Annotated in this window: 19 protein-coding genes; 6 read left to right on the top strand and 13 right to left on the bottom strand. The window is 66.1% G+C overall.

Annotated features, from left to right (window positions below; genetic code table 11):
• The first annotated feature begins 28 nt into the window (after window positions 1-28).
• The 4 genes from LK996_RS16550 to LK996_RS01710 all read left to right on the top strand — a co-directional run bounded on the left by LK996_RS16550 (window position 29) and on the right by LK996_RS01710 (window position 1820).
• A complete protein-coding gene (locus LK996_RS16550; protein WP_343225862.1) occupies window positions 29-136 on the top strand; it encodes an immunity protein Imm33 domain-containing protein in 108 nt (35 codons plus the stop codon).
• A gap of 51 nt (window positions 137-187) precedes the next feature.
• The gene (locus LK996_RS01720) at window positions 188-709 is read left to right on the top strand and encodes a DUF2247 family protein (protein WP_230525451.1); all 522 of its coding nucleotides are present in this window, start codon (window positions 188-190) and stop codon (window positions 707-709) included.
• A gap of 61 nt (window positions 710-770) precedes the next feature.
• Window positions 771-1466: a hypothetical protein gene (locus LK996_RS01715; protein ID WP_230525450.1), complete on the top strand. Its 696-nt coding sequence runs from the start codon at window positions 771-773 to the stop codon at window positions 1464-1466.
• A 51-nt stretch (window positions 1467-1517) separates the two neighbouring features.
• Window positions 1518-1820 carry a hypothetical protein gene (locus LK996_RS01710; RefSeq protein WP_230525449.1) on the top strand — a complete coding sequence of 101 codons (303 nt, stop codon included), beginning with the start codon at window positions 1518-1520 and terminating at the stop codon, window positions 1818-1820.
• A 199-nt stretch (window positions 1821-2019) separates the two neighbouring features.
• Here LK996_RS01710 and LK996_RS01705 read toward each other — a convergent pair whose 3' ends face one another.
• From LK996_RS01705 to LK996_RS01680, 6 genes are all read right to left on the bottom strand, one after another.
• On the bottom strand, window positions 2020-3480 hold the full coding sequence (locus LK996_RS01705) for an efflux transporter outer membrane subunit (protein ID WP_230525448.1): 1461 nt from the start codon (window positions 3478-3480) through the stop codon (window positions 2020-2022).
• The gene (locus LK996_RS01700; protein ID WP_230525447.1) at window positions 3474-4211 is read right to left on the bottom strand and encodes an SDR family oxidoreductase; all 738 of its coding nucleotides are present in this window, start codon (window positions 4209-4211) and stop codon (window positions 3474-3476) included. The genes LK996_RS01705 and LK996_RS01700 overlap by 7 nt, the downstream gene beginning before the upstream one ends.
• 32 nt (window positions 4212-4243) lie before the next feature.
• Window positions 4244-7411, bottom strand: coding sequence for an efflux RND transporter permease subunit (locus LK996_RS01695; protein WP_230525446.1), 3168 nt, complete (start codon window positions 7409-7411; stop codon window positions 4244-4246).
• 170 nt (window positions 7412-7581) lie between these two features.
• Window positions 7582-8775, bottom strand: coding sequence for an efflux RND transporter periplasmic adaptor subunit (locus LK996_RS01690; RefSeq protein WP_230525445.1), 1194 nt, complete (start codon window positions 8773-8775; stop codon window positions 7582-7584).
• Window positions 8772-9626, bottom strand: a complete 855-nt coding sequence (locus tag LK996_RS01685; RefSeq protein ID WP_230525444.1) for an SDR family NAD(P)-dependent oxidoreductase — start codon at window positions 9624-9626, stop codon at window positions 8772-8774. Before LK996_RS01685 ends, LK996_RS01690 begins: the two co-directional genes overlap by 4 nt.
• A 29-nt stretch (window positions 9627-9655) precedes the next feature.
• Window positions 9656-9925: a hypothetical protein gene (locus LK996_RS01680; protein ID WP_230525443.1), complete on the bottom strand. Its 270-nt coding sequence runs from the start codon at window positions 9923-9925 to the stop codon at window positions 9656-9658.
• A 142-nt stretch (window positions 9926-10067) separates the two neighbouring features.
• Between LK996_RS01680 and LK996_RS01675 the strand changes: the two genes are divergently transcribed.
• Window positions 10068-11132 (top strand): LysR family transcriptional regulator, encoded by a 1065-nt coding sequence (locus LK996_RS01675; protein ID WP_230525442.1) that lies wholly within the window; start codon window positions 10068-10070, stop codon window positions 11130-11132.
• A gap of 125 nt (window positions 11133-11257) precedes the next feature.
• On the opposite strand, the gene LK996_RS01670 is transcribed toward LK996_RS01675, so the two are convergent.
• The 6 genes from LK996_RS01670 to LK996_RS01645 all read right to left on the bottom strand — a co-directional run bounded on the left by LK996_RS01670 (window position 11258) and on the right by LK996_RS01645 (window position 17016).
• Window positions 11258-11686, bottom strand: a complete 429-nt coding sequence (locus LK996_RS01670) for a GFA family protein (RefSeq protein ID WP_230525441.1) — start codon at window positions 11684-11686, stop codon at window positions 11258-11260.
• On the bottom strand, window positions 11683-12873 hold the full coding sequence (locus tag LK996_RS01665) for a PQQ-dependent sugar dehydrogenase (protein ID WP_230525440.1): 1191 nt from the start codon (window positions 12871-12873) through the stop codon (window positions 11683-11685). The genes LK996_RS01670 and LK996_RS01665 overlap by 4 nt, the downstream gene beginning before the upstream one ends.
• A gap of 47 nt (window positions 12874-12920) precedes the next feature.
• Window positions 12921-14792: an ABC transporter ATP-binding protein gene (locus LK996_RS01660; protein ID WP_230525439.1), complete on the bottom strand. Its 1872-nt coding sequence runs from the start codon at window positions 14790-14792 to the stop codon at window positions 12921-12923.
• 131 nt (window positions 14793-14923) lie between these two features.
• Entirely contained in the window at window positions 14924-15835 is a 912-nt protein-coding gene (locus tag LK996_RS01655) for a DUF4097 family beta strand repeat-containing protein (protein ID WP_230525438.1), read from the bottom strand.
• A gap of 52 nt (window positions 15836-15887) precedes the next feature.
• Window positions 15888-16415: a hypothetical protein gene (locus LK996_RS01650; RefSeq protein ID WP_230525437.1), complete on the bottom strand. Its 528-nt coding sequence runs from the start codon at window positions 16413-16415 to the stop codon at window positions 15888-15890.
• The gene (locus LK996_RS01645; RefSeq protein WP_230525436.1) at window positions 16405-17016 is read right to left on the bottom strand and encodes an RNA polymerase sigma factor; all 612 of its coding nucleotides are present in this window, start codon (window positions 17014-17016) and stop codon (window positions 16405-16407) included. The genes LK996_RS01650 and LK996_RS01645 overlap by 11 nt, the downstream gene beginning before the upstream one ends.
• A gap of 141 nt (window positions 17017-17157) precedes the next feature.
• Here LK996_RS01645 and LK996_RS01640 point away from each other — a divergent pair, with 141 nt between their 5' ends.
• On the top strand, window positions 17158-18711 hold the full coding sequence (locus LK996_RS01640) for a fumarate hydratase (RefSeq protein ID WP_230525435.1): 1554 nt from the start codon (window positions 17158-17160) through the stop codon (window positions 18709-18711).
• A 542-nt stretch (window positions 18712-19253) separates the two neighbouring features.
• Here the strand turns inward: LK996_RS01640 and LK996_RS01635 are convergent.
• On the bottom strand, window positions 19254-20555 hold the full coding sequence (locus tag LK996_RS01635; protein ID WP_230525434.1) for a mechanosensitive ion channel family protein: 1302 nt from the start codon (window positions 20553-20555) through the stop codon (window positions 19254-19256).
• Window positions 20556-20562: the final 7 nt, after the last annotated feature.

Here is a 20562-nt window from a genome sequence, read left to right as displayed (position 1 = left end):
ACCTGTGGCTGTTGGCTAGGGGAGTTGCATCGCGTCGGACAGGATTACCGTCGACGATGCAAAGGTTGGATACTGCTATCGAGAAGATCCTGAGGATTCGGTGGACAGTGGATGGCGCTTTTTTGCAGGGTCGTAGACGGCCTCAGCTTGGCCGTCCTCCCGCTCCAGAGGAGCGAGACCGTTTCCAATGACTAACAGGGCATTAGATTATGAGTTTGTGCGCTCACTCGTTTCCCTGACGTGGCGAGAGGCCTATTGGGGATATCAACACGGCTTGATTCGCTGGGAGGCGTTAAAGGACCTCGCTGGCGACAAGTTGGTGCAGGGATCCGAGAAGGCCTACGAGATCGAGTTGGCAGGGCTGTCGGCCGTTGAAGCTCATGAGTCGGAAGGATTGGCTAAACAGCTGGCGGATCAGGAAATGCCCACCGAGGTGGGCCGGGATCAGCAGGTTTGGCTTTTCTTGGTGTTGGCCGATTTGTACTTGCGACGGAACGAAGTCGAAGATGCGTTCGCTGATATCGAGGTCATTTACGCGGACTTCGGCTATCCGGAAGAGATTGAAGGATTCGTGCGCTTCATGCCCCCTTCTGATGGATACGAACCATTGACGCACTCCCATCAGGAAAATTTGCAGCGCTCGCACCGGCTTTGGGTCCAGTACCTGCAAGCACACGGATTCGATACCGGTGTCGATGCAAGCGATTAAAGAGTAATGGCTTCGGGGGGCGTCGAGGTCCCGCACTTCAGCGACGAAGCCGGCCGACATCATGACTATCCAAAGAATTAGCAGCGGCATTGCAGTCCATTTCGCGCCTGATCTCCGGGTGGCGAACGACATCGTTGCACTGCAGCGCGAACGTCCGAATGACCGCGAGCTTGCTGGCGTATCTCTTGTTGTTGCGCGAAGCGATGCCCAGCAATGGAGTGAGCTCACGGCGAATGTCGTGGACTACTTGATCAGGAGGCAGTTCGTAAGCCCGGTGCTTGGCAGGCTTCAATGGACGTTCTTTGGAGCAACTAGCGGGTGGCGACAAAACAGTGCGGCGGTGAGGCACAAGCGCTTCTGGAAGAACGAGTCACTGGACCTGGGATCGATTGGCGTGCAGTCAGAAGAGATAGAGGTAGTCTCGGAGCGCGGCATTCGATATGCAGTTGTTGCGAGACTGGATCGCGCGCATGTTCGAGCAGCCTCCGAGTGGGTCCGCAAGACACAATCTGGATTTCTGTTTCTGTCCGAAGAGGCTCCAACGACCGACAGCGAGTTCGTTCGAAGCACGTATTCTTCATCGTTTGCTCCTGACGGTGCGTCAATTGATTGGTCTCGCGCTGCAAATTGCATATGCCGTGGTGACCGTATCTTGGTGCGCTGCAGCGGAGCCTTTGACGATCAAGAGATGTCAGTCGACCTGATTTTTGAAAGGTCCAAGTTCAATTCACTGATCACAGCCTTCCTCGCGGATTAATGAATTGGAAACCCAAGCGGCGATCAGGGAAGGAAGGAGGCTCGAGAACCAATGACTGCCGATATCCCAAAGGCGTATCAGTTTGTGCTAACGCTCGCGCAGCGCGGAGGGAAGTACTCGGCTAGTCAGTTGGCCGAATTGGCTGAAGAGGCAGGTAGACGTGCAGGCTTCGAAGCGGCTCACGTTGCGTTCGAAGCAGCATTGCATCGCGCGCAACAAGCAATGGACTCGGAGGATGACGAAAGCCTGATTGCGGAACTCATAAACCTTCGGGTCTGCGCGATGAATATTGTCGCTGACTTCGATAACCTCGTAGATGCGATCTCAGGGCTGTTCGAGTCTGATTCGGTCTAATGGAACAACGCGCGAACTCCTCGCCACCCAGAACACTGAACTTCGAACGGTTGTTTACGGAAACAGAGAGTTCATGGAGCGGCTAAAAGGTGGGGTCTAACGCGACGGCACCGATGCCACGCGCAAACACGCGGTGGACTAACGACAGAAGCGCCGCCCTCAAGCAGAAGGCCCGCATCGCTGCAGGCCTCCCGATCCATCAGTTATTCGCAATCTTCTCACGCAACGGCATCTTCCCCGGCCATCCACCGGCCAGCGCGCGATAGAGCGCCACCACACTGACCGCACTCCGCGTCCGCGCAGCCGCGAACGCATCCTGCGCTTCCAGTTGCTGCCGCTCCGCATCGAGCACTTCGAACAGATCCACCGCGCCGGCTTCATAGCGCACGCGTGCGATGCGCGCGGCGTTGGTGCTGTCGATCGCCGCCTGTTCGCGATGCTGGTCTTCGGTGCGCGCGCGGGCCTGGCGGATCAGCGCGTTCTCGGTGTCTTCCAGGGCGAGGAGGACGATTTGGCGGTAGCGGGCCAGTTCGCCTTCGGCGTCCGCGTCGGCGGCGGCGATGCGTGCGCGCACGCGGCCGGCGTCGAGGAACGACCAGTCGATGCCGAGCGCGACGAGGCCGGTGGCGCTGCCGCCTTCGAACAATGCGCCCGCATCGCCCGCCTGCGTGCCGAGCAGGCCGCCGAGGGTGAAGCGCGGGAACAGGTCGGCGGTGACGACGCCGATGCGCGCGGTCGCCGAGTGCAGGCGCTGTTCGGCAGCGGCGACGTCGGGGCGGCGGCGCAGCAGGTCGCCCGGTGTGCCGGCGTCGATGCGTTCGGGCAGGGCGGGGAGGGGAACGGGCGGGTCGAGTTCGGCGATCAGCGCATCCGGCGTCTGTCCGGTGAGTACCGCGATGCGATGTTGTGCGAACGCGACTTGCGCTTCGAGTGCGGGCACGTTGGCGAGCGTCGCTTCGAGTTGCGCGTTGGCGCGCGAGGTGTCGAACTCGGTGCCGCGGCCGGCGTCGTAACGCACCTTCACCAGGCGCAGGGTTTCGCGTTGGTTCTCGGCGTTGTTGCGGGCCACGCGCAGGCGTTCCTGCAGGCCGCGCAGTTCGAAGTAGCTGCGTGCGACGTCGCCCACGATCGCGACCTGCAACGCGGCGAGTTCGTGCGCGTTGGCTTCGACGTTGGCGCGGTTGGATTCGACGTTGCGGCGCACGCGGCCCCACAGGTCGAGTTCCCACGCGGCGACGACGCCGGCGTCGTACGACTTGATGCCGTCGCGTGCGTCGCTCGACAGGCCCGGCGCCTGGTCGGCGCTGAGGTTCGCTTCGCTGGCGTTCGCCTGCGCGGTGATCGTCGGGATCTGGTCGAAGCGTGCGCCGCGCAGCAACGCGTTCGCGCGGTCGTAGCGCGAGAGCGCGATGCGCAGGTCGTGGTTCGCATTGAGGGCTTCTTCGACGAGCGCGGTGAGTTGCGCGTCGCCGAAGCGTTCCCAGAACGCATCGCCCGCGGGGGCGGCTTCGGGCAGCGATGCCAGTTCGGCCGCGGTGGGAGCGCGCGCAAACGCCGCCGGTTCCTGCGGCGTCGGCCGCACGTAATCCGGGCCGACGGTGCACGCTGCGAGCAGCGCCACGCTCAATGCGGTGAGTGCAAGACGGGCAGGGATCACCACGGGAGCTTCTCCTCGAAGTAAACGAAGCCGCCGTTCGGGCCGGTCTCGTCGATCAGCGCCATGCGCACGCTGGTGCGCGCGCCGTCCTGCACGGCGAGTTCGCCGCCGGCGTTCATGTCGGTCTTCACCGAACCCGGATGCACGGCGTTGACCTTGACGTTGGTGTCGCGCAGTTCGTGCGCGAGCTGCACGGTCCACGCGTTCACCGCGCTCTTCGATACGTTGTAGGCGGGCAGCTTGATGTCGTATACGCCCGAGGCCGGGTCGTTGTTCGCCGCGATCGAACCGAGCAGGCTCGAAACGTTGACGATGCGCGCGGCCGGCGCCCGCTTCAGCAGCGGCAGGAACGCCTGCGTGGTCGCGACGACGCCGAACACGTTGGTGTCGAACGTCTGGCGCCACATCGCGAGCGACTGCTCCGACGGCTTGCGCTGCGCGTCGTCGAGGAACACGCCGGCGTTGTTGACGAGGATGTCGAGGCGCCCGTGCTTGCTCGCGACTTCCTTCGCCGCGTTGGCGATGCTGTCGTCGTTGGCGACGTCGATCGCGATCGCTTCGACCGACAGGCCTTCGGCCTGCAGTTGCAGCGCGGCGGCGACCGCCTTGTCGCGGTCGCGACCGCCGAGCAGGACGTGCACGCCTGCATTCGCAAGCTGGCGCGCGGTTTCCAGGCCGATGCCGCGGGTCGCGCCGGTGACGAGGGCGACCTTGTCGCGGGTGTTGGCAGACATGTGCGTTCTCCTAATGAGTCACGAATGAGGGATCAGGCTTCCGCTTCGACGAAATGCGCGGGAGCGGCGCCGGGGTGCTTGCGCGTCACGAGCTTGCGCAGCGCGACGTAGAACACCGGCGTGAGGAACAGGCCGAACAGCGTGACGCCGAGCATCCCCGCGAACACCGTGATGCCGGTGACCGAGCGCACTTCCGCGCCCGCGCCGTGCGAGAGGACCAGCGGGATCGTGCCGGCGATGAAGGCGATCGAGGTCATGACGATCGGGCGCAGTCGCAGGCGGCACGCTTCGAGCGCGGCTTCGACGATGCTCTTGCCCTGCAACTCCAACTCGCGGGCGAACTCGACGATCAGGATCGCGTTCTTGCACGCCAGGCCCATCAGCACGACCAGGCCGACCTGCACGAACACGTTGTTGTCGCCGCCGGTGAGCTTCACGCCGACCAGCGCGGACAGCAGCGTCATCGGCACGATCAGGATCACGGCCAGCGGCAGCGTCCAGCTTTCATACAGCGCGGCGAGCACGAGGAAGGCGAGCAACACGGCGAGCGGGAACACGATCAGCGCGGCCTTGCCCTGCGTCGCCTGCTGGTAGCTCAGGTCGCTCCAGTCGAAGCCCATGCCGTTCGGCAACACCTGGCCGGCGATTTCGGTGACCTTCTCCATGGCTTCGCCCGAGGACATCGTGCGCGGGTCGTAGCCGCCGAGAAGGTCGGCCGCCGGATACCCGTTGAAGCGCAGCACCGGGTCGGGGCCGTAGGTCTGCTTGATCGTGACCATCGAACCGATCGGCACCATCTCGCCGTGGATGTTGCGCGTGCGCAGCTTGGCGATGTCTTCGACGTTGTCGCGGTACGGGCCGTCGGCCTGCGCGATCACCTGCCACGTCCGACCGAACATGTTGAAGTCGTTGACGTAAGACGAACCGAGGTACGTCTGCAGCGTGTCGAACAGTTCGGTGAGCGGCACGCCCTGCGCCTTGGCCTTCACGCGATCGACTTCCGCGTCGAGCTGCGGCACGTTGGCCTGGTAGCTCGTGATCGGATAGCCGAGGCCCGGCGTCTGCGCGGCGGTGCCCTGCACGGCCTGCACGGCGTTCTGCAGCGCGCCGTAACCGAGGTTGGCGCGGTCTTCGACGAACAGCGAGTAGCCCTGGCCGTTGCCGAGGCCGAGGATCGGCGGCGGCATCAGCGCGAACGCGAAGCCTTCCTGGATCCCGGCGAGCTTGGCGTTGAGCTGGTCGTTGATTTCCTTCGCCGACAGCTTGCGCTCGTCGAACGGCTTGAGCGGGAAGAACACGACGCCGCTGTTCGGGGTGTTGGTGAACTGCAGCGGGTTCAGGCCCGGGAACGCGACCTCGTGGCCCACGCCCTCGATGCTGCGCGCGGCTTCGGCGACCTTCTTCAGCGCAGCGTCGGTGCGTTCGATCGACGAGCCTTCCGGCATCTTCACGCCCGCGATCAGGTACAGCTTGTCCTGCGTCGGAATGAAGCCGGCCGGCACCCACTGGAACACGAACGCCGTTGCGACCAGCAGCACCGCGTACACGCCGAACACGCGACCGCGTCGACCGAGCAGGCGACCGACGTTGCGCTGGTAGCCCTCGGAGCTGCGGTGGAAGAAGCGGTTGAACGGACGGAAGATCCAGCCGAACGCGCGATCCATGCCACGCGACAACGCGTCCTTCGGCGCGTCGTGCGGACGCAGCAGGCGGGCGGCCAGCGCCGGCGACAGCGTGAGCGAGTTGATCGCCGAGATCACCGTCGAGATGGCGATGGTCACCGCGAACTGCTTGTAGAACTGGCCCGTGACGCCCGTGAGGAACGCCATCGGCACGAACACCGCACACAGCACGAGCGCGATCGCGATGATCGGACCAGAGACTTCCTTCATCGCAAGATGCGCGGCCTTCAGCGGCGTCGCGCCTTCCTCGATGTGGCGTTCGACGTTTTCCACGACCACGATCGCGTCGTCGACCACGATGCCGATCGCGAGCACCAGGCCGAACAACGTCAGCGTATTGATCGAGAAGCCGAGCAGGTGCAGCGCGGCGAACGTACCGACGACCGACACCGGCACCGCGATCAGCGGGATGATCGATGCGCGCCAGGTCTGCAGGAACAGGATCACGACGAGCACGACCAGCAGCGTCGCTTCGAGCAGCGTGCTCACGACGGCCTTGATCGAATCGCGGACGAAGATCGTGGTGTCGTACACCGTGTGGTATTCGACGCCCGGCGGGAAGCGCTTCTGCAGCTCGTCCATCTTCGCGACCACCTGGTCGCGGATCGCCAGAGCGTTCGCGCCCGGCGCCTGGAAGACGCCCATCGCCGCGGCGTTCTGGCCGTCCAGTCGCGCGCGCAGCGTGTAGTCGCCGGAAGCGAGTTCGACGCGCGCCACGTCGCCGAGGCGCACGACCTCGCCGTCTTCGCCCGACTTCAGCACGACCGCCTTGAACTCGTCGACCGAACGCAGGCGACCCTGCGCGTTGATCGGCGTGAGGAAGTCGCTGCCGTTGGGCATCGGTTCGGCGCCGAGCTGGCCGGCGGAGACCTGGATGTTCTGCTCGCGCACGGCGCGCAACACGTCGCCCGCGGTCATACCGCGTGCGGCGATGCGGTCCGGGTCGAGCCAGAGGCGCATCGCGTAGTCGCCGCCGCCGAACTGGTGCGCTTCGCCGACGCCGGGGATCTTCGCGATTTCATCCTTGACGTGCAGGCGCATGTAGTTGCGCAGGTAGAGCGTGTCGTACTTGCCGTCCTTCGAGACCAGGTGCACGACCATCAGGAACGTCGGCGACTGCTTCTGCGTCGACACGCCCTGGCGGCGCACGTCTTCCGGCAAGCGCGCGAGCGCCTGCGCGACGCGGTTCTGCACCTTGACCGCGGCGTCGTCGGGATCCGTGCCGGGCTTGAAGGTGACCGTCATCTGCAGCACGCCGTCGGAACCGGCGACGGACTTGAAATACATCATGTCCTCGACGCCGTTGATCGCTTCTTCCAGTGGCGTGGCCACGGTTTCGGCGATCACCTTCGGGTTCGCACCCGGGTACACCGTGCGCACGACGACCGACGGCGGCACGACTTCGGGATACTCGCTGATCGGCAACTGCGGGATGGCGATCAGCCCCGCCGCGAAGATCACGATCGACAGCACGGCGGCGAAGATCGGCCGGTCGATGAAGAATTTGGAGAAGTCCATGGGGGCTCCGGGGAAACGGGAAACAAGAAGCGGGAAAAGGGAGGGCGGCGTCGTCGCGGCGGAGCGCGACGACGAGTCGAAGAACGTCCTTCGGCTAATCGGAAAATCGGTGGCGGTGCGGGTTGACTCCCGTTTCCCGCTCTTCGTTTCCCGTTTCCCGCCTTATGTAGTTACTTCATCGCAACCTTCTCACCCGCCGGCGGCGCACCCATCGCGATCACCTTCGGCGCGACCGGCATGCCGGGCATGAAGACCTTCTGCACGCCGTGCACGATCACCTTGTCGGTGGGTGCGAGACCCTGGGAGACAACGCGCAGGCCGTCGATCATCGGGCCCGGCACGATGTCCTTGCGCACCGCGGTGTCCTGCGCGCCGAGCACGTAGACGAACTTGCGGTCCTGGTCGGTGAGCACGGCCTTGTCGTCGATCAGCATCGCCTTGAACTTGCCGCTGCCCTGCAACTGCACGCGGGCGAACAGGCCCGGCGTGAACACGCGCTCGGGATTGCGCACGACGGCGCGCGCGCGGATCGTGCCGGTCGCGGCGTCGACCTGGTTGTCGATGAAGTCGACCGTGCCCGCGTGCGGGTAGCCGTCTTCATTGGCGAGGCCGATGCGCACCGGGTTGTCGCCGTTTTCGCGTTCGCCCTTGCGCGCGAGCGCCGCGTAACGCAGGAACGCCTGCTCATCGGATTCGAAGTAGATGTACATCGGATCCTGCGAGACGACGGTGGTCAGCAGCGTGGCGTCGGCCTGGGCGAGGTTGCCTTCGGTGACGAGCGCGCGGCCGGCCTTGCCGTCGATCGGCGAGCGAACTTCGGTGAACTGCAGGTCGAGGCGTGCGGCGGCGACCGCGGCTTCGGCGGCGCGCACGCCGGCGTTGCCCTGCGACGAGGCGGCCTTGCGGATCTCGAATTCTTCGCGCGAGATCGCCTTGGCGTCGATCAGCGTTTGTGCACGGCGGTCCTGCGTCTGCGCGAGCGACTGTTCGGCCTTCGCGCGTTCGAGGTTGGCGAGCGCCTGGTCGAGCGCGGCCTTGTACGGGCGCGGGTCGACGACGAAGAGCAGGTCGCCCTTTCTGACGTCGTCGCCTTCCTTGTAGGCGACCTGCTGCACGTAACCGCTGACGCGCGGACGCAGCTCGACGGTTTCGACGGCGGCGACGCGACCGGTGAACTCGTCCCAGCGCGCGACGTCCTTGCTGACCACGGTCGCGACGCTCACTTCCGGCGGCGGCGGTGCGCCGGTCGGCGCGGCTTCGCTGGTGCAGCCGGAGAACGCGAACGGCAGCAGCGCGGCGAGGCCGAGCGTGCCCAGCAAGACGCGATTGAGGAACGGAAGGCGGTTATCGGCGGGGCGGTTCATGGGGCGTCTTCCTTGGATTGAATGGGGGAGGGATTCGGGGAAGGGGCGGGCGTCTGCTTCTTCGTCAGTGCGCCCAGCAATTTGCGTGCGTCGTCGAAACAGCGTGCGGACAACGAGGGGTCTTCGCCATCCGATGTTTGCGATCCGGATGCGCGCTTCTCGTCGGAACACGGGCCGCGGCAATGCACGATCGGTTCGGGTGCGACGCGATCCTTGCGTTCGAGCATCGCGACGACGCGGCGGCCGATGCCGTCGGCATGCGGCCACAGGTCGCACGCGTGTTTCGCGTTGGCGTCGGTACGCACGGGGAATTCGAGGGCGAGCAGCTGCACGCGCACGCCCATCGGACGCGCTTCGTCGTGCAGCACGCGCGCGAGCATGCGCAACGCGGCGCCGCCGACCGAACGATGGCCGTAGCCGGCCCAGGGGTTTTCGCCGCCGGGGCCATCGATGAGGACATAACCGCCCGCGCGGCCGCCTTCGGCGAGCAGCGGCAGCAGTTCGCGCGCGAAGGCGAGATGGGCGATCACGCTCGCGTCGAGCGCATCGCGCATCTCGGTGGCGGGCGCGTCGAGCAAGCGGCCGCGTTCGCGTTCGTTGCACAGCGCGGCGATGACGCCGTCGACCGGACGGTCGAGCTTGCGCAGCTCATCCACGAGTGCGGGTGCGTTGCGCGCGTCGAGCGGCAACGCGATGGAAACAAAGTCGGCGTGCGCTCGCGATCCTTGCAGGTCGCGCAACCCGTCCGCGTCGGGGGAAACGGCGATGACGGGCCGGCCGGCGTCGAGCGCGGCGCGGACCACGCCGCGCCCGATGGCGCCGGTCGCGCCGAGAACCAGGAGGGCGGGCATCGGCCCGCCATTCGATCGAATCTGGGACTTCATTGTCCCGCCCTCGGGATTTTTTCTCCCGAATACGGGATGAAGCTACGGACGAGGTCGTGGCGCTGCACGGCGCCGGCCACGGCCAGGCCGAGGACCAGCAGGGGCATGCCGACGAGGAAGGCCACCACCGCGACCATCAGCCAGGCAGGACCGGCGCCGTGCGCCACGGATTCGTAGATCGCAAAGAAACCCAGCGTCGCCAGCACGATCAGCGCGATCGGCAGAAGCGGCAGCAAAGCGAGGCGGGTGCGTTGTTCGGTAGACATGGCCGTGGGGGGATCGGCGGGAATGGCGCACACCGTACGCCCCGGGCCGGCACTTGATTAGCCGGGAAATCGGGGAATAATTGTCCCGGGCCCGGTCCAATGCCTTCCCCCAAGGTATCCGGGCGCACCACAGGAGGCCCCAATGGCCCGCGATCTCAACGACACCCTGATCTTCGTCAAGGTGGTCGAGCACGGCAGTTTCATTTCCGCGGCGCGCGCATTGCGGCTGCCGAAGACCACCGTCAGCCGCAAGGTGCAGGACCTGGAAACGCGCCTCGGCGCGCAGCTGTTGCATCGCACGACACGCAAGCTCGGACTGACCGAAGCGGGCAACGTGTACTACGAACATTGCCAGCGCATTGCACGCGAGCTCGACGAAGCCGAAAGCGCCGTCGGCCAATTGCAGGGCGGACCGCGCGGTTGGTTGCGCGTCACCGCGCCTTATTCGATGGGCATCGAATGGATCGCGCCGCTGTTGAGCGAGTTCCACCAGCGCCATCCGGAAGTGCGCGTGGAGATGGTCCTCAACAACGAGCCGCTCGACATCATCGACAAGGAAATCGACGTCGCGCTGCGCATCGGTAATTTGCCGGATTCCAATCTCGTCGCACGCCGCCTGGCGGTGTTGCGCACGCAGGTGTACGCGAGCCAGCGTTACATCGAACGCCACGGCGAACCGCTGCATCCCGACGACCTGCAGCACCACCGCACGCTCGCGATGGTGAAGCAGCGCAAGAACGGCTTCGGCTTCTCATGGCCGTTGCACGACGGCACGCGCAGCACGGAGTTCCGCATCGATCCGGTGTTCGTCGCCAACGATCCCGCCGGGTTGCGCGGTGCGTTGCTATGCGGCGAAGGCCTGATGCTCGCCAACGACATCATGGTCAAGCCGTACGCCGAAGCCGGTTACCTGCGTCGCGTGTTGCCCGCATGGAATGGCCCGGAATACGAAATGAACGCGGTGTTCCCGCGCGGTCGCGTGCAATCGCCGAAGGTGCGCGCGTTCGTCGATTTCCTGGTCGAACGCCTCGACTTCGACGCAGGCGCGATGCAGGGCGTGTGCCCCGGATCGAGCTGCAGCGAAGTCGGCAAGTTGCCGGAGAAAGTGGCCAACGCGTATCGCCTCGCGCTGCGCAAGGTGTCGGATGAAGGGGCGCCTGCGTCGGCGCCGTTGTCGAAGGATGAAGAGGACGCGGTGTCGGCGTGACTGTCGGGAAACGGGAAGCGGGAAACGGGAAACTCGGGAAACGGGAGTTCGACGCTCGCTTCGGCTTGCAGTCCCGTCGGCCGAAGTGCCCCTGACCTCCCGTTTCCCGGGTTTCCCGTTTCCCCTTAAACCGGCAGCACGACGAACCGCACGTCGGCGATCCAGCGCGATTGCCGGCGTGACAGGCGATCGGCGAACGACTCGCCGTCGAAGTCGGCGTTGCTGCGATCGAAGCGCGCCGCGTCCACGCCGTCGAACGTGTTGACGTTCACCACTGCGTATTCGCGATCGTCGATGCGGCTGGTTGCCACCACCGGCACGCCGCAGCCGCGACACACGTGGAAGTCCGCGGTTTCGGTGCCGAAGCGGTAGCGCTCCACGAGCGCCGGATCGGCGACCTGCACGACGAGCGATGCGTCGGGATGCGACGTCCACGTCGCGCCATGCTTCGAACAGAACGTGCAACCGCAGGTGCGCGCGGGAATGCGCTCCGCGTCTTCCGGCCACGCGAGCGCGAAGCGCACGTTGCCGCAGTGGCAGCCGCCGCCGATCACTTCGCACCCGGTGGCTTCAGGCGCAGCAACTTGCCGTCGTCTTCGTCGGTGAGCACGTAGACGTTGCCGTCGTTGCCCACGCGCACATCGCGGATGCGCGCGCCGAGATCGGTGAGCAGGCGTTCCTCGCCGGCGATGGCGTTGCCTTTCAGCGACAGGCGGATCAGGTTGGATTCGGCGAGCGAACCGATGAAGAGGCTGTCGTTCCAGGCCGAGCCCGGGCGACCGGTGTAGAACGCCATGCCCGACAGGCCCGGCGACTTCGCCCAGAAGTGGTGCGGTTGTTCCATGCCCGGCGCCGACGTGCCGACCGATTCGCTGATCTTCAGCCCCGAGTAGTCGATACCGTTGGTGATGATCGGCCAACCGTAGTTCTTGCCCGCTTGCGGCAGGTTGATTTCGTCGCCGCCGCGGGGACCGTGTTCGTTTTCCCACAGCGTGCCGGTGCGCGGATCCAGCGCCATGCCCTGCATGTTGCGATGCCCGTAACTGTAGATCTCCGGGCGCGCGTCCTTGCGGCCGACGAAGGGATTGTCCTTCGGCACGCTGCCGTCGAGGTTCAGGCGCACGAGCTTGCCCTGCAGCATGTCGAGCTTCTGCGCGGTCGGGCGGTCATTGCGTTCGCCCTGGCTGATGAAGACGTGGCCGTTGCCGTCGAACACGATGCGCGAACCGAAATGGTTGCCGCCGGTGAGCTTGGGTGCCTGGCGATACACGACGCGCACGTCGCTCAACGCGTTGTCGTTCAACGTCGCGGTCGCGACCGCGGTGCCGGCCGTGTCGTCGTCGCCGGGTTCGGCGTAGCTCAGCCAGATGCGCTTGGACGTGGCGTAGTCGGGCGCGAGTACGACGTCGAGCAACCCGCCCTGGCCTTGCGCGAAGACGGCAGGCACGCCGGTGATCGCCGGCGACAACTTGCCGTCGGCGGACACGTGGCGCAGTCGCCCCGGCCTTTCGGTCACGAGGAAGCTCCCATCGGGCAGCAACGCAACCGACCACGGATGCTCGAGCCCTTGCGCAAGCGTCTCCACGCGCATCGCCGCGGAGACGCCCGCCGTCGTGCTCGCGGTCGCCGTCGCGGAGGCATCGCCACCACTCGCGCTCGCCGTTGCAGTCGCCGACGACTGTTGGGAACTGCACGCCGACACCGCCAAGGCCATCATCAGAACCGAAATCTTGCGTGACATCGCCGTCTCCCGTGCTTTTCCGAATCCCGAATCCCGAATCCCGGCCCCTAACGGTACCCCGCCGCCTGCAGTTCGAACAGTTCCGCGTACCGCCCGCCCTGGGCGAGCAGTTGCTCGTGCGTGCCGCTCGCTTCGAGCCGGCCTTCGGCCAGCACGAGGATGCGATCGGCCATGCGCACGCTGGAGAAGCGATGCGAGATCAGCACCGCCGTGCGTCCGTGCGAGAGTTCCTTGAAGCGCTGGAAGACTTCGAACTCGCTGCGCGCATCGAGCGCAGCGGTGGGTTCGTCGAGGATCATCACCTGCGCATCGCGCATGTAGGCACGCGCGATCGCGATCTTCTGCCACTGTCCGCCGGACAGATCCACGCCGGTGCGGAAGCGGCGGCCGATCACCTGGTCGTAGCCGTGCGGCAACGTCGCGACGACTTCATCGGCGTAGGCGCGACGCGCGGCGTCTTCGATGCGCACGCGATCTTCCATCGCTTCGATCTGCCCGACGCCGATGTTCTCCGCCGCGGTGAGGTGATAGCGCACGAAGTCCTGGAAGATCACGCCGATGTTGGCGCGCAGGTCGTCGAGGTCGTAGTCGCGCAGGTCGCGGCCGTCGAGCAGGATGCGGCCTTCGTCCGGGTCGTACAGGCGCGCGAGCAACTTGACGAGCGTGGTCTTGCCCGCGCCGTTTTCGCCGACGAGCGCGAGGACTTCATCCGCGCGCAGTTCGAAGTCGAGGCCGCGCAGCGCCCAGCGTTCGGCTTCCGGATAACGGAAGCCGACGCCTTCGAACACGAAGCCGCGCGCGATCGGTCGCGGGATCGATACTGCGTCGGCCTTCGAACGGATTTCCGGCTGGATCTCGAAGAACGAGTACAGATCGTCGAGATACAACGCCTGGCCCGCGACCTGCGAAAACCCGACGAGCAACCCTTCGAGCAACTGTCGCAAGCGTCGGAAGCTGCCCGCGAGGAAGGTGAGATCGCCGATGCTGAAGTCGCCCTTCACCGTGCGCCATGCGATGTACGCGTACGCCAGGTAATAGCCGAGCGTGCCGAAGGCGGCGAGCACCGTGCCCCACATCGCGCGACGTCGCGCGAGGCTGCGGTTGGCCTTGAGGAACTGCGCCGCCAGCGTGCGATAACGCGCGATGAAGTAGCGGTGCAGGTTGAAGATCTTCACTTCCTTCGCGGTCTCGACGCTCGCGCCCATCTGGCGCAGGTATTCGAGTTGCCGGCGTTCCGGCGTCCACTGGAAGTTCAACGAGTAGTTCAACGCATTGAAGTGCGACTCGCCGACGAACGCGGGGATGAGCGCGATCGCGAGTAGCGCGATGAGCCAAGGTGCGTAGATCAGCAGGCCCGCGGCGAAACTGATCACCGTCACCATGTCCTGCGCCTGCCCGAACAACTGGCTGAGCAGGTTCATGCGACCCATCGTCTGCCGGCGCGCGCGATCGAGGCGGTCCTGCAGTTCCGGATCCTCGAAGTCCTCGAGGTCGAGCGTCGCCGCGTGCTCCATCAAGCGCACGCTCGTCGCGTTGGTGAACATCTCGGTCAGCACCGCGTCGGCGTAGCTGACCATGCGGCCGAGCAGGTCGGAGGCGATCGCGAACGCGAACTCCACCAGCAGCAGGAACACGAGGTGATCGAGTGCGCCGGAATGCCACGCGTCGATGAACGATTCGAAACCGAGGCCTTGCCCGACCAGGCGCACCGCTTCGTCGATGATCAGCTTGCCGATCCAGAGCATCGCGATCGGCAGCAGCGCGCGAACCAGGCGCAGGCCGAGGCTGGTGATCGTCAGCGCCTTGCTGGTCGCCCAGATCTCGCGCAGGAACGGTGGCAGGTTGCGCAACGCGCCGACGCGTTCGCGCAGGCTCGGGTTGCCGGTACGCGGGTTCGGGGACGGCGGAAGCTCGGCCATTCCCCAGTGTCACGGCCGGCAGGTGATGAAGGCAAAAAAAAGGGGCGCGGTTGCTCTCCGCGCCCCGATGCCGGGTGGGGGGTGCCCCGGCTCATGCGTACACCCTGATCAGGTGCGAGGGGTGTGACCCCTCATTCGAGGACAAGTTCCCCGTCGCCCGAGAAGGTTTCGATGCGGATCAGGCCACTGCCGCTTCCATAACGGTGCTCGAAGCTGGCGCCCGGGCCGTATTTCGGCCGCTCGACCTTCGCGCCGGGGGCGTCGAGGTCGCCGCTGAAGGTTTCGGCGGAGACGTTGGCCGAGAGGTTCTTCGGCATGACCAGGTGCAGGTCGCCGCTGACCGATTCGGCCTTCACTTCACCGCCGTCCTGCAGGCCCGCGCGGACGCGCACGTCGCCCGACACGGTGGAGGCGTCGATGCGGCGCAGCTTCAGGCCGTTGCTGTCGGCGTCGATGTTGCCCGAGACGGTTTCGACGTCGAGTTCGCCGTCGAGCTTGCCGCGCAGGCGCACGTCGCCGCTGACAGACGAAGCGCTGACGTCGCGCGAGTTCAGCGTGAGCGTGAGATCGCCGCTGACGCTTTCGATGTCGGCTTCGCGCGGCGCACCGGCGACGACCACGTCGCCGCTGACGCTGTCGATCGACAACGACACGCCGGCGGTGCCGACCACGTCGACCGTCGCGGAGACCGATTCGATCTCCAGTTCGGCGAGCACGGGCACGTTGATGATCAGGTCGGTCGGCTCGGTGTTGTCGTTGTTGCCGTGCCAGCCGCTGCGGCCACGCGGATATTCGACCTTGATCAGCAGGTCGCTCTCGTCGCCTTCGACGATGAGCTTTTCCACGCCCTTGCCGAGCGTGCCGCCGACATGGACTTCCTTCTTGTCCCAGGTCCGCACCTGGATGCTTCCCTTGAGGTTTTCGATCTGCACGGTGCCGCGCGAACCGAGGGGACGAGTTTCGTTGATCGGCGTGGCGGCCCACGCCGTGGATGCGGCCATGCACGCGGCCAGGAGGGAGAGGGTGAGCAGCTTGCGGGTCATCGGGGTGTCTCCGGTAAAAGCGTTGCGAACGGTCGCCATCGTCTTGTTCATGTCAGGTGGCGAACGAAGTGCGTGCGATGCGCTGGGTGAGTTCCAGGCGTCGCGTGTAGGTGCTTTGCAATCGGTCGAGCAGGAAGCGCGCGTTCGGATCGCGGGCCAGCGCGGTGCGGATCTGCGCGGCGCTCTGGTCGAGCACCTGCAGTTCCGGCGCGGCCTTCGCCGCGGGCGGCGCGAGCAAGTCGAGTTCCTTCAGCGCGGCCTGGTATTCGAGCGTCATCGCTTCGGCTTCGCGGGCGATGATGCGCGTCTGCACGGGCACGGACTGGGCGATCGGCGACGTCGGCGGACGCACCTGCCACGCGATGCCGACCGCGAGCGCGAGCGACGCGGCCGCGGCGAGCGGCGCGAGCGGGCGCCACGATCGACGCATCGGCGCCGGCGCGACCTGCGGGGTCGCGGCGATGCGCGAGGCGATCGACGGCCACAGGTCGGTCGCGGGTGCGACGTCCTGCCGCAGCGCGCGCAACTGGAAGCGCAGCGCGTCGTCGAGCTGTTCGTCGTTGCGCGGATCAGTGTTCATGGTGACCTCCAAGACGCGTGCGCAACAGGCCGCGCGCGCGATGCAACTGGGCTTTCGAACTGCCGACCGCCATGCCGAGTTCGGCGGCGATCTCTTCGTGTTTCCAACCTTCCACGTCGTGCAACACCAGCACCGCGCGGGCCCGCGGGGGCAGGGTGGCCACCGCGCGTTCCAGGTCCATCGTCAGGGCCGTCATGTGGCCGGCCGAGTCGGTGGTGCCGAGCTGGTCGAGCGCGTCCTCGTCGTCGCTGGCCTGGGGCCGGCTGCGGCGCGCGCGCAGTTCCATCAGCGCGGTGTTCACGGCGAGGCGATGCAGCCACGTGGTGAACGCACTTTCGAAGCGGTAACCGGGCAGGGCCTGCCAGGCGCGGACGAAGGCTTCCTGCGTGAGGTCTTCGGCGCGACCGGCGTGCCCGCCCACCAGGCGCAGGATCACGCCGTGGACCCGACTGCTATGGCGGCGATAGAGCGCCTCGAAGGCGGTCGCGTCGCCGCGTCCCGCCGCGCGCACCAACGCGCCATCGACATCCTCCGCGGGGGCGGCCTGGACGGGCGCTGGGGTGGCGTGTGGTGTCCATTCGGTCACGGCGGAGGTCAGCATACTCACTCCGATGCAACGACCGGCCGCAAGGTTTAATGCGCCCCGGAAGGGACTCGTGCGGGAGACATGGCCCATCGGAACGGCGCCCGCAGAGCCGTGCCTTGTAGAATCGGCGGTCTTTCGTACTGCCGCCCCACGCCCGTGACCCACGCTTCCAATGCTTCCCGTCCTGCCGGCCCGGTCTCCATCCGCCAGGAAGACCTCATTACGTCGATCGCCGACGGCCTCCAGTACATCTCGTACTACCACCCCGTCGATTACATCCGGAACCTCGCCGCCGCGTACGAGCGCGAGGAAAGCCCGGCCGCGAAGGACGCGATCGCGCAGATCCTGATCAATTCGCGCATGTGCGCCGAAGGCCACCGGCCAATCTGCCAGGACACCGGCATCGTCACGGTGTTCCTCACCATCGGCATGGACGTGCGCTGGAGTGATGCGACCATGGGCGTGGAGGACATGGTCCACGAAGGCGTGCGCCGCGCGTACAACCATCCCGACAACAAGCTGCGCGCCTCGGTCCTCGCCGACCCCGCAGGCAAGCGCACCAACACGAAGGACAACACGCCCGGCGTGGTCAACGTGAAGGTCGTGCCGGGCAACACGGTCGAAGTGATCGTCGCCGCGAAGGGCGGCGGGTCGGAGGCCAAGTCGAAGTTCGCGATGCTCAACCCGTCCGATTCGATCGTCGACTGGGTCCTCAAGACCGTGCCGACGATGGGCGCCGGCTGGTGCCCGCCGGGCATGCTCGGCATCGGCATCGGCGGCACCGCCGAAAAGGCGATGCTGCTGGCGAAGGAATCGCTGATGGAGCCGATCGACATCGTCGAACTGCAGCAGCGCGGCGCGTCCAATCGCGCCGAGGAACTGCGCCTGGAGTTGTACGAGAAGGTCAACGCGCTCGGCATCGGCGCGCAGGGCCTCGGTGGCCTGACCACCGTGCTCGACATCAAGGTGAAGGATTACCCGACGCACGCGGCGAACCTGCCGGTCGCGATGATCCCCAACTGCGCCGCCACCCGCCACGCGCACTTCGTGCTCGACGGCAGCGGCCCGGTGATGCTCGACCCACCGTCGCTCGAGGACTGGCCGAAGCTCACCTACGACGCGTCGAAGGGCCGTCGCGTCGACCTCGACACGCTGACGAAGGAAGACGTCGCGTCGTGGCAGCCGGGCGAAGTGCTGCTGCTCAGCGGCAACCTGCTGACCGGTCGCGATGCCGCGCACAAGCGCATGGTCGAGATGTTGAACAAGGGCGAACAGCTTCCGGTCGACCTGAAGGGTCGCTTCATCTACTACGTCGGCCCGGTCGATCCGGTGCGCGACGAAGTCGTCGGCCCCGCGGGCCCGACCACCGCCACGCGCATGGACAAGTTCACCGAACAGGTCCTCGCGCAGACCGGCCTGCTCGGCATGGTCGGCAAGGCCGAACGCGGCCCGGCGGCGATCGAGGCGATCCGCAAACACGGCTCCGCGTACCTGATGGCGGTCGGCGGCGCGGCGTATCTCGTGTCGAAGGCGATCAAGGCTTCGAAGGTCGTCGCTTTCGCCGACCTCGGCATGGAAGCGATCTACGAGTTCACCGTGCAGGACATGCCTGTCACCGTCGCCGTCGATTCTTCCGGTACGTCGGTGCACCAGACCGGGCCGCGCGAATGGCAGGCGCGCATCGGCAAGATTCCCGTCGTCGTCGCTTGAGTACGTCGGTAAAGCGCGGGCATCGCGCGGGGTAGAAGGGCGGAGGGGTGTGCATGCGCATATCCCCCGCCGCCGGGCCTGGCCGCGCCATCCATGGCCAGCCAAAGCCCGGGCGCACGGCCATCCATGGCCGTGCTCTGCGGGGGATATGCGCATGCACACCCCTCCGCACTCCCGCATCAATGCCTGCGCTTCTCCAACCTTCCCAAGTCAAAAGCGCAACACCAGCCGAAGGGCAAAACAGGGGTCAGAGCACTATTTCCACAGGAATAGTGCTCTGACCCCTGTTTTGCTTTTCGCTTTTCGCTTTTCGCTCTTCGCCGTTGCTGTTCGCTTCGAACGGTGGGAGGAATGGGGGCGCGGGAGGGGAGGTGAGGCACGACGCGTGCATGCCTATGGACCCCCGAGCAAAACCAGGAGGGTTTTGCGCACGGTCTTTGGCTGGCCATGGATGGCGCTTGCCAGGACCGGCGGGGGTACATAGGCGTGCACGCGTCGTGCCGTCGTTCAATCACTCCGCGCCCCCATTCCCCTCGACGTACTCAGCTCGGCGTCGAAGGATTCTTGTCGTCGAGCAGGTTCTGGTCTTCGGACTTGCGCTGCGCTTCGGCGAGCTGCTTGTCGATTTCCTTGTCGGCGGAGGTGTCGACGTGCATCGGGTGTTCCTGCGGTGCGGGCGTCGGCAGGATTGCGGGCGGCGGCGCGGTGCCTGCGCGGCGCACGCCGTTGCGGTCGAGTGCGGCCTTCACCGCGCGCATCGCTTCGCTGCGCACGCGCTGCACGCTGTTCTTGTGCTGGTCGACCCAGCCCATGTACTGCACTTTCATCTGGTCGTGCAGGTATTCGGAGATCAGCGTCGAGGCTTTCGGATCGGGGAGCACGCCTTCGATGCCGCGCAGTGCTTCCAGGCCCAGGCGCTGCGCGTCGCCGACCGATGCGTTGGGATCCAGCGGCACGACGAAATCGAAGCGGCGCTTCGGGTTCTCGGTGTAATTGAGCACCACAGAACGGAACACCAGCGCGTTGGGCAGCGCAACCTGGTTGCCGTCCATCGTCATGAGCAGCGTCGTGCGCGAGGTGAGCGCGACCACGCGGCCTTCGTGCACGCGATCGACCACCACGTGGTCGCCCGGCGAGAACGGCCTGCGCAGGCTGAGCAGGATGCCGGCGATGTAGTTCTCGGCGATGTCCTTGAACGCGAAGCCGAGCACGAGGCCGATCACGCCCGCCGAGCCGAGCACCGCGCCGACCAGCGACGAGGCGCCGAGCAGGTCGAGCGCGATCAGGATGCCGATCAGCGTGATCGCCCACTGCACGATCCGCCGCAGCAGGCCTTCCATGTACGGGTTGTTGCTGTGCACGCGCGCCATCCAGCGCATGCGCCGCGACAGCATGCTGCCGATCCACGAGAACAGCAGCACGAGTGCGAGCGCGATCAGCAGCAACGGCGTCGCCGCGACCAGGCGCACGAGTTTCTCGGTGACCGCCTGCATCGCGACTTCGAAGCGGTCCGACAGCCGCGTGCTGAGCTCCACGCGGTTCTCGACCTTCTCGATGCCCTGCGTCTGCGCCGCGATCGCGCCGGCGAGTTCGATGTCTTCCTTCGTCACCACCGCGCCGTGCAGCAATGCGGTGCGGTTCACCACGCTCGCTTCGACGTCGTGCAGCGTCGGTTGCGACGCGAGGCGTGCTTCCAGGCGCCTGCCCAGCAGCTGGTCCTGCGCATCGATGGCCGGTCGCAGCGAAGCGGACGGGGCGGGCGCCGTGACGGCGGCGGAAGCCGCCTGGAAGGCTAAGGCGAGGGTGAAAGCGAGCGCGAGTCGCGCGAAGAGCGATCGGGTCATGCCCGAC

The organism is Noviluteimonas lactosilytica, assembly GCF_020866925.1.
Lineage (GTDB): Bacteria > Pseudomonadota > Gammaproteobacteria > Xanthomonadales > Xanthomonadaceae > Noviluteimonas > Noviluteimonas lactosilytica.
This window is presented reverse-complemented; position numbering and strand designations above follow the sequence as displayed.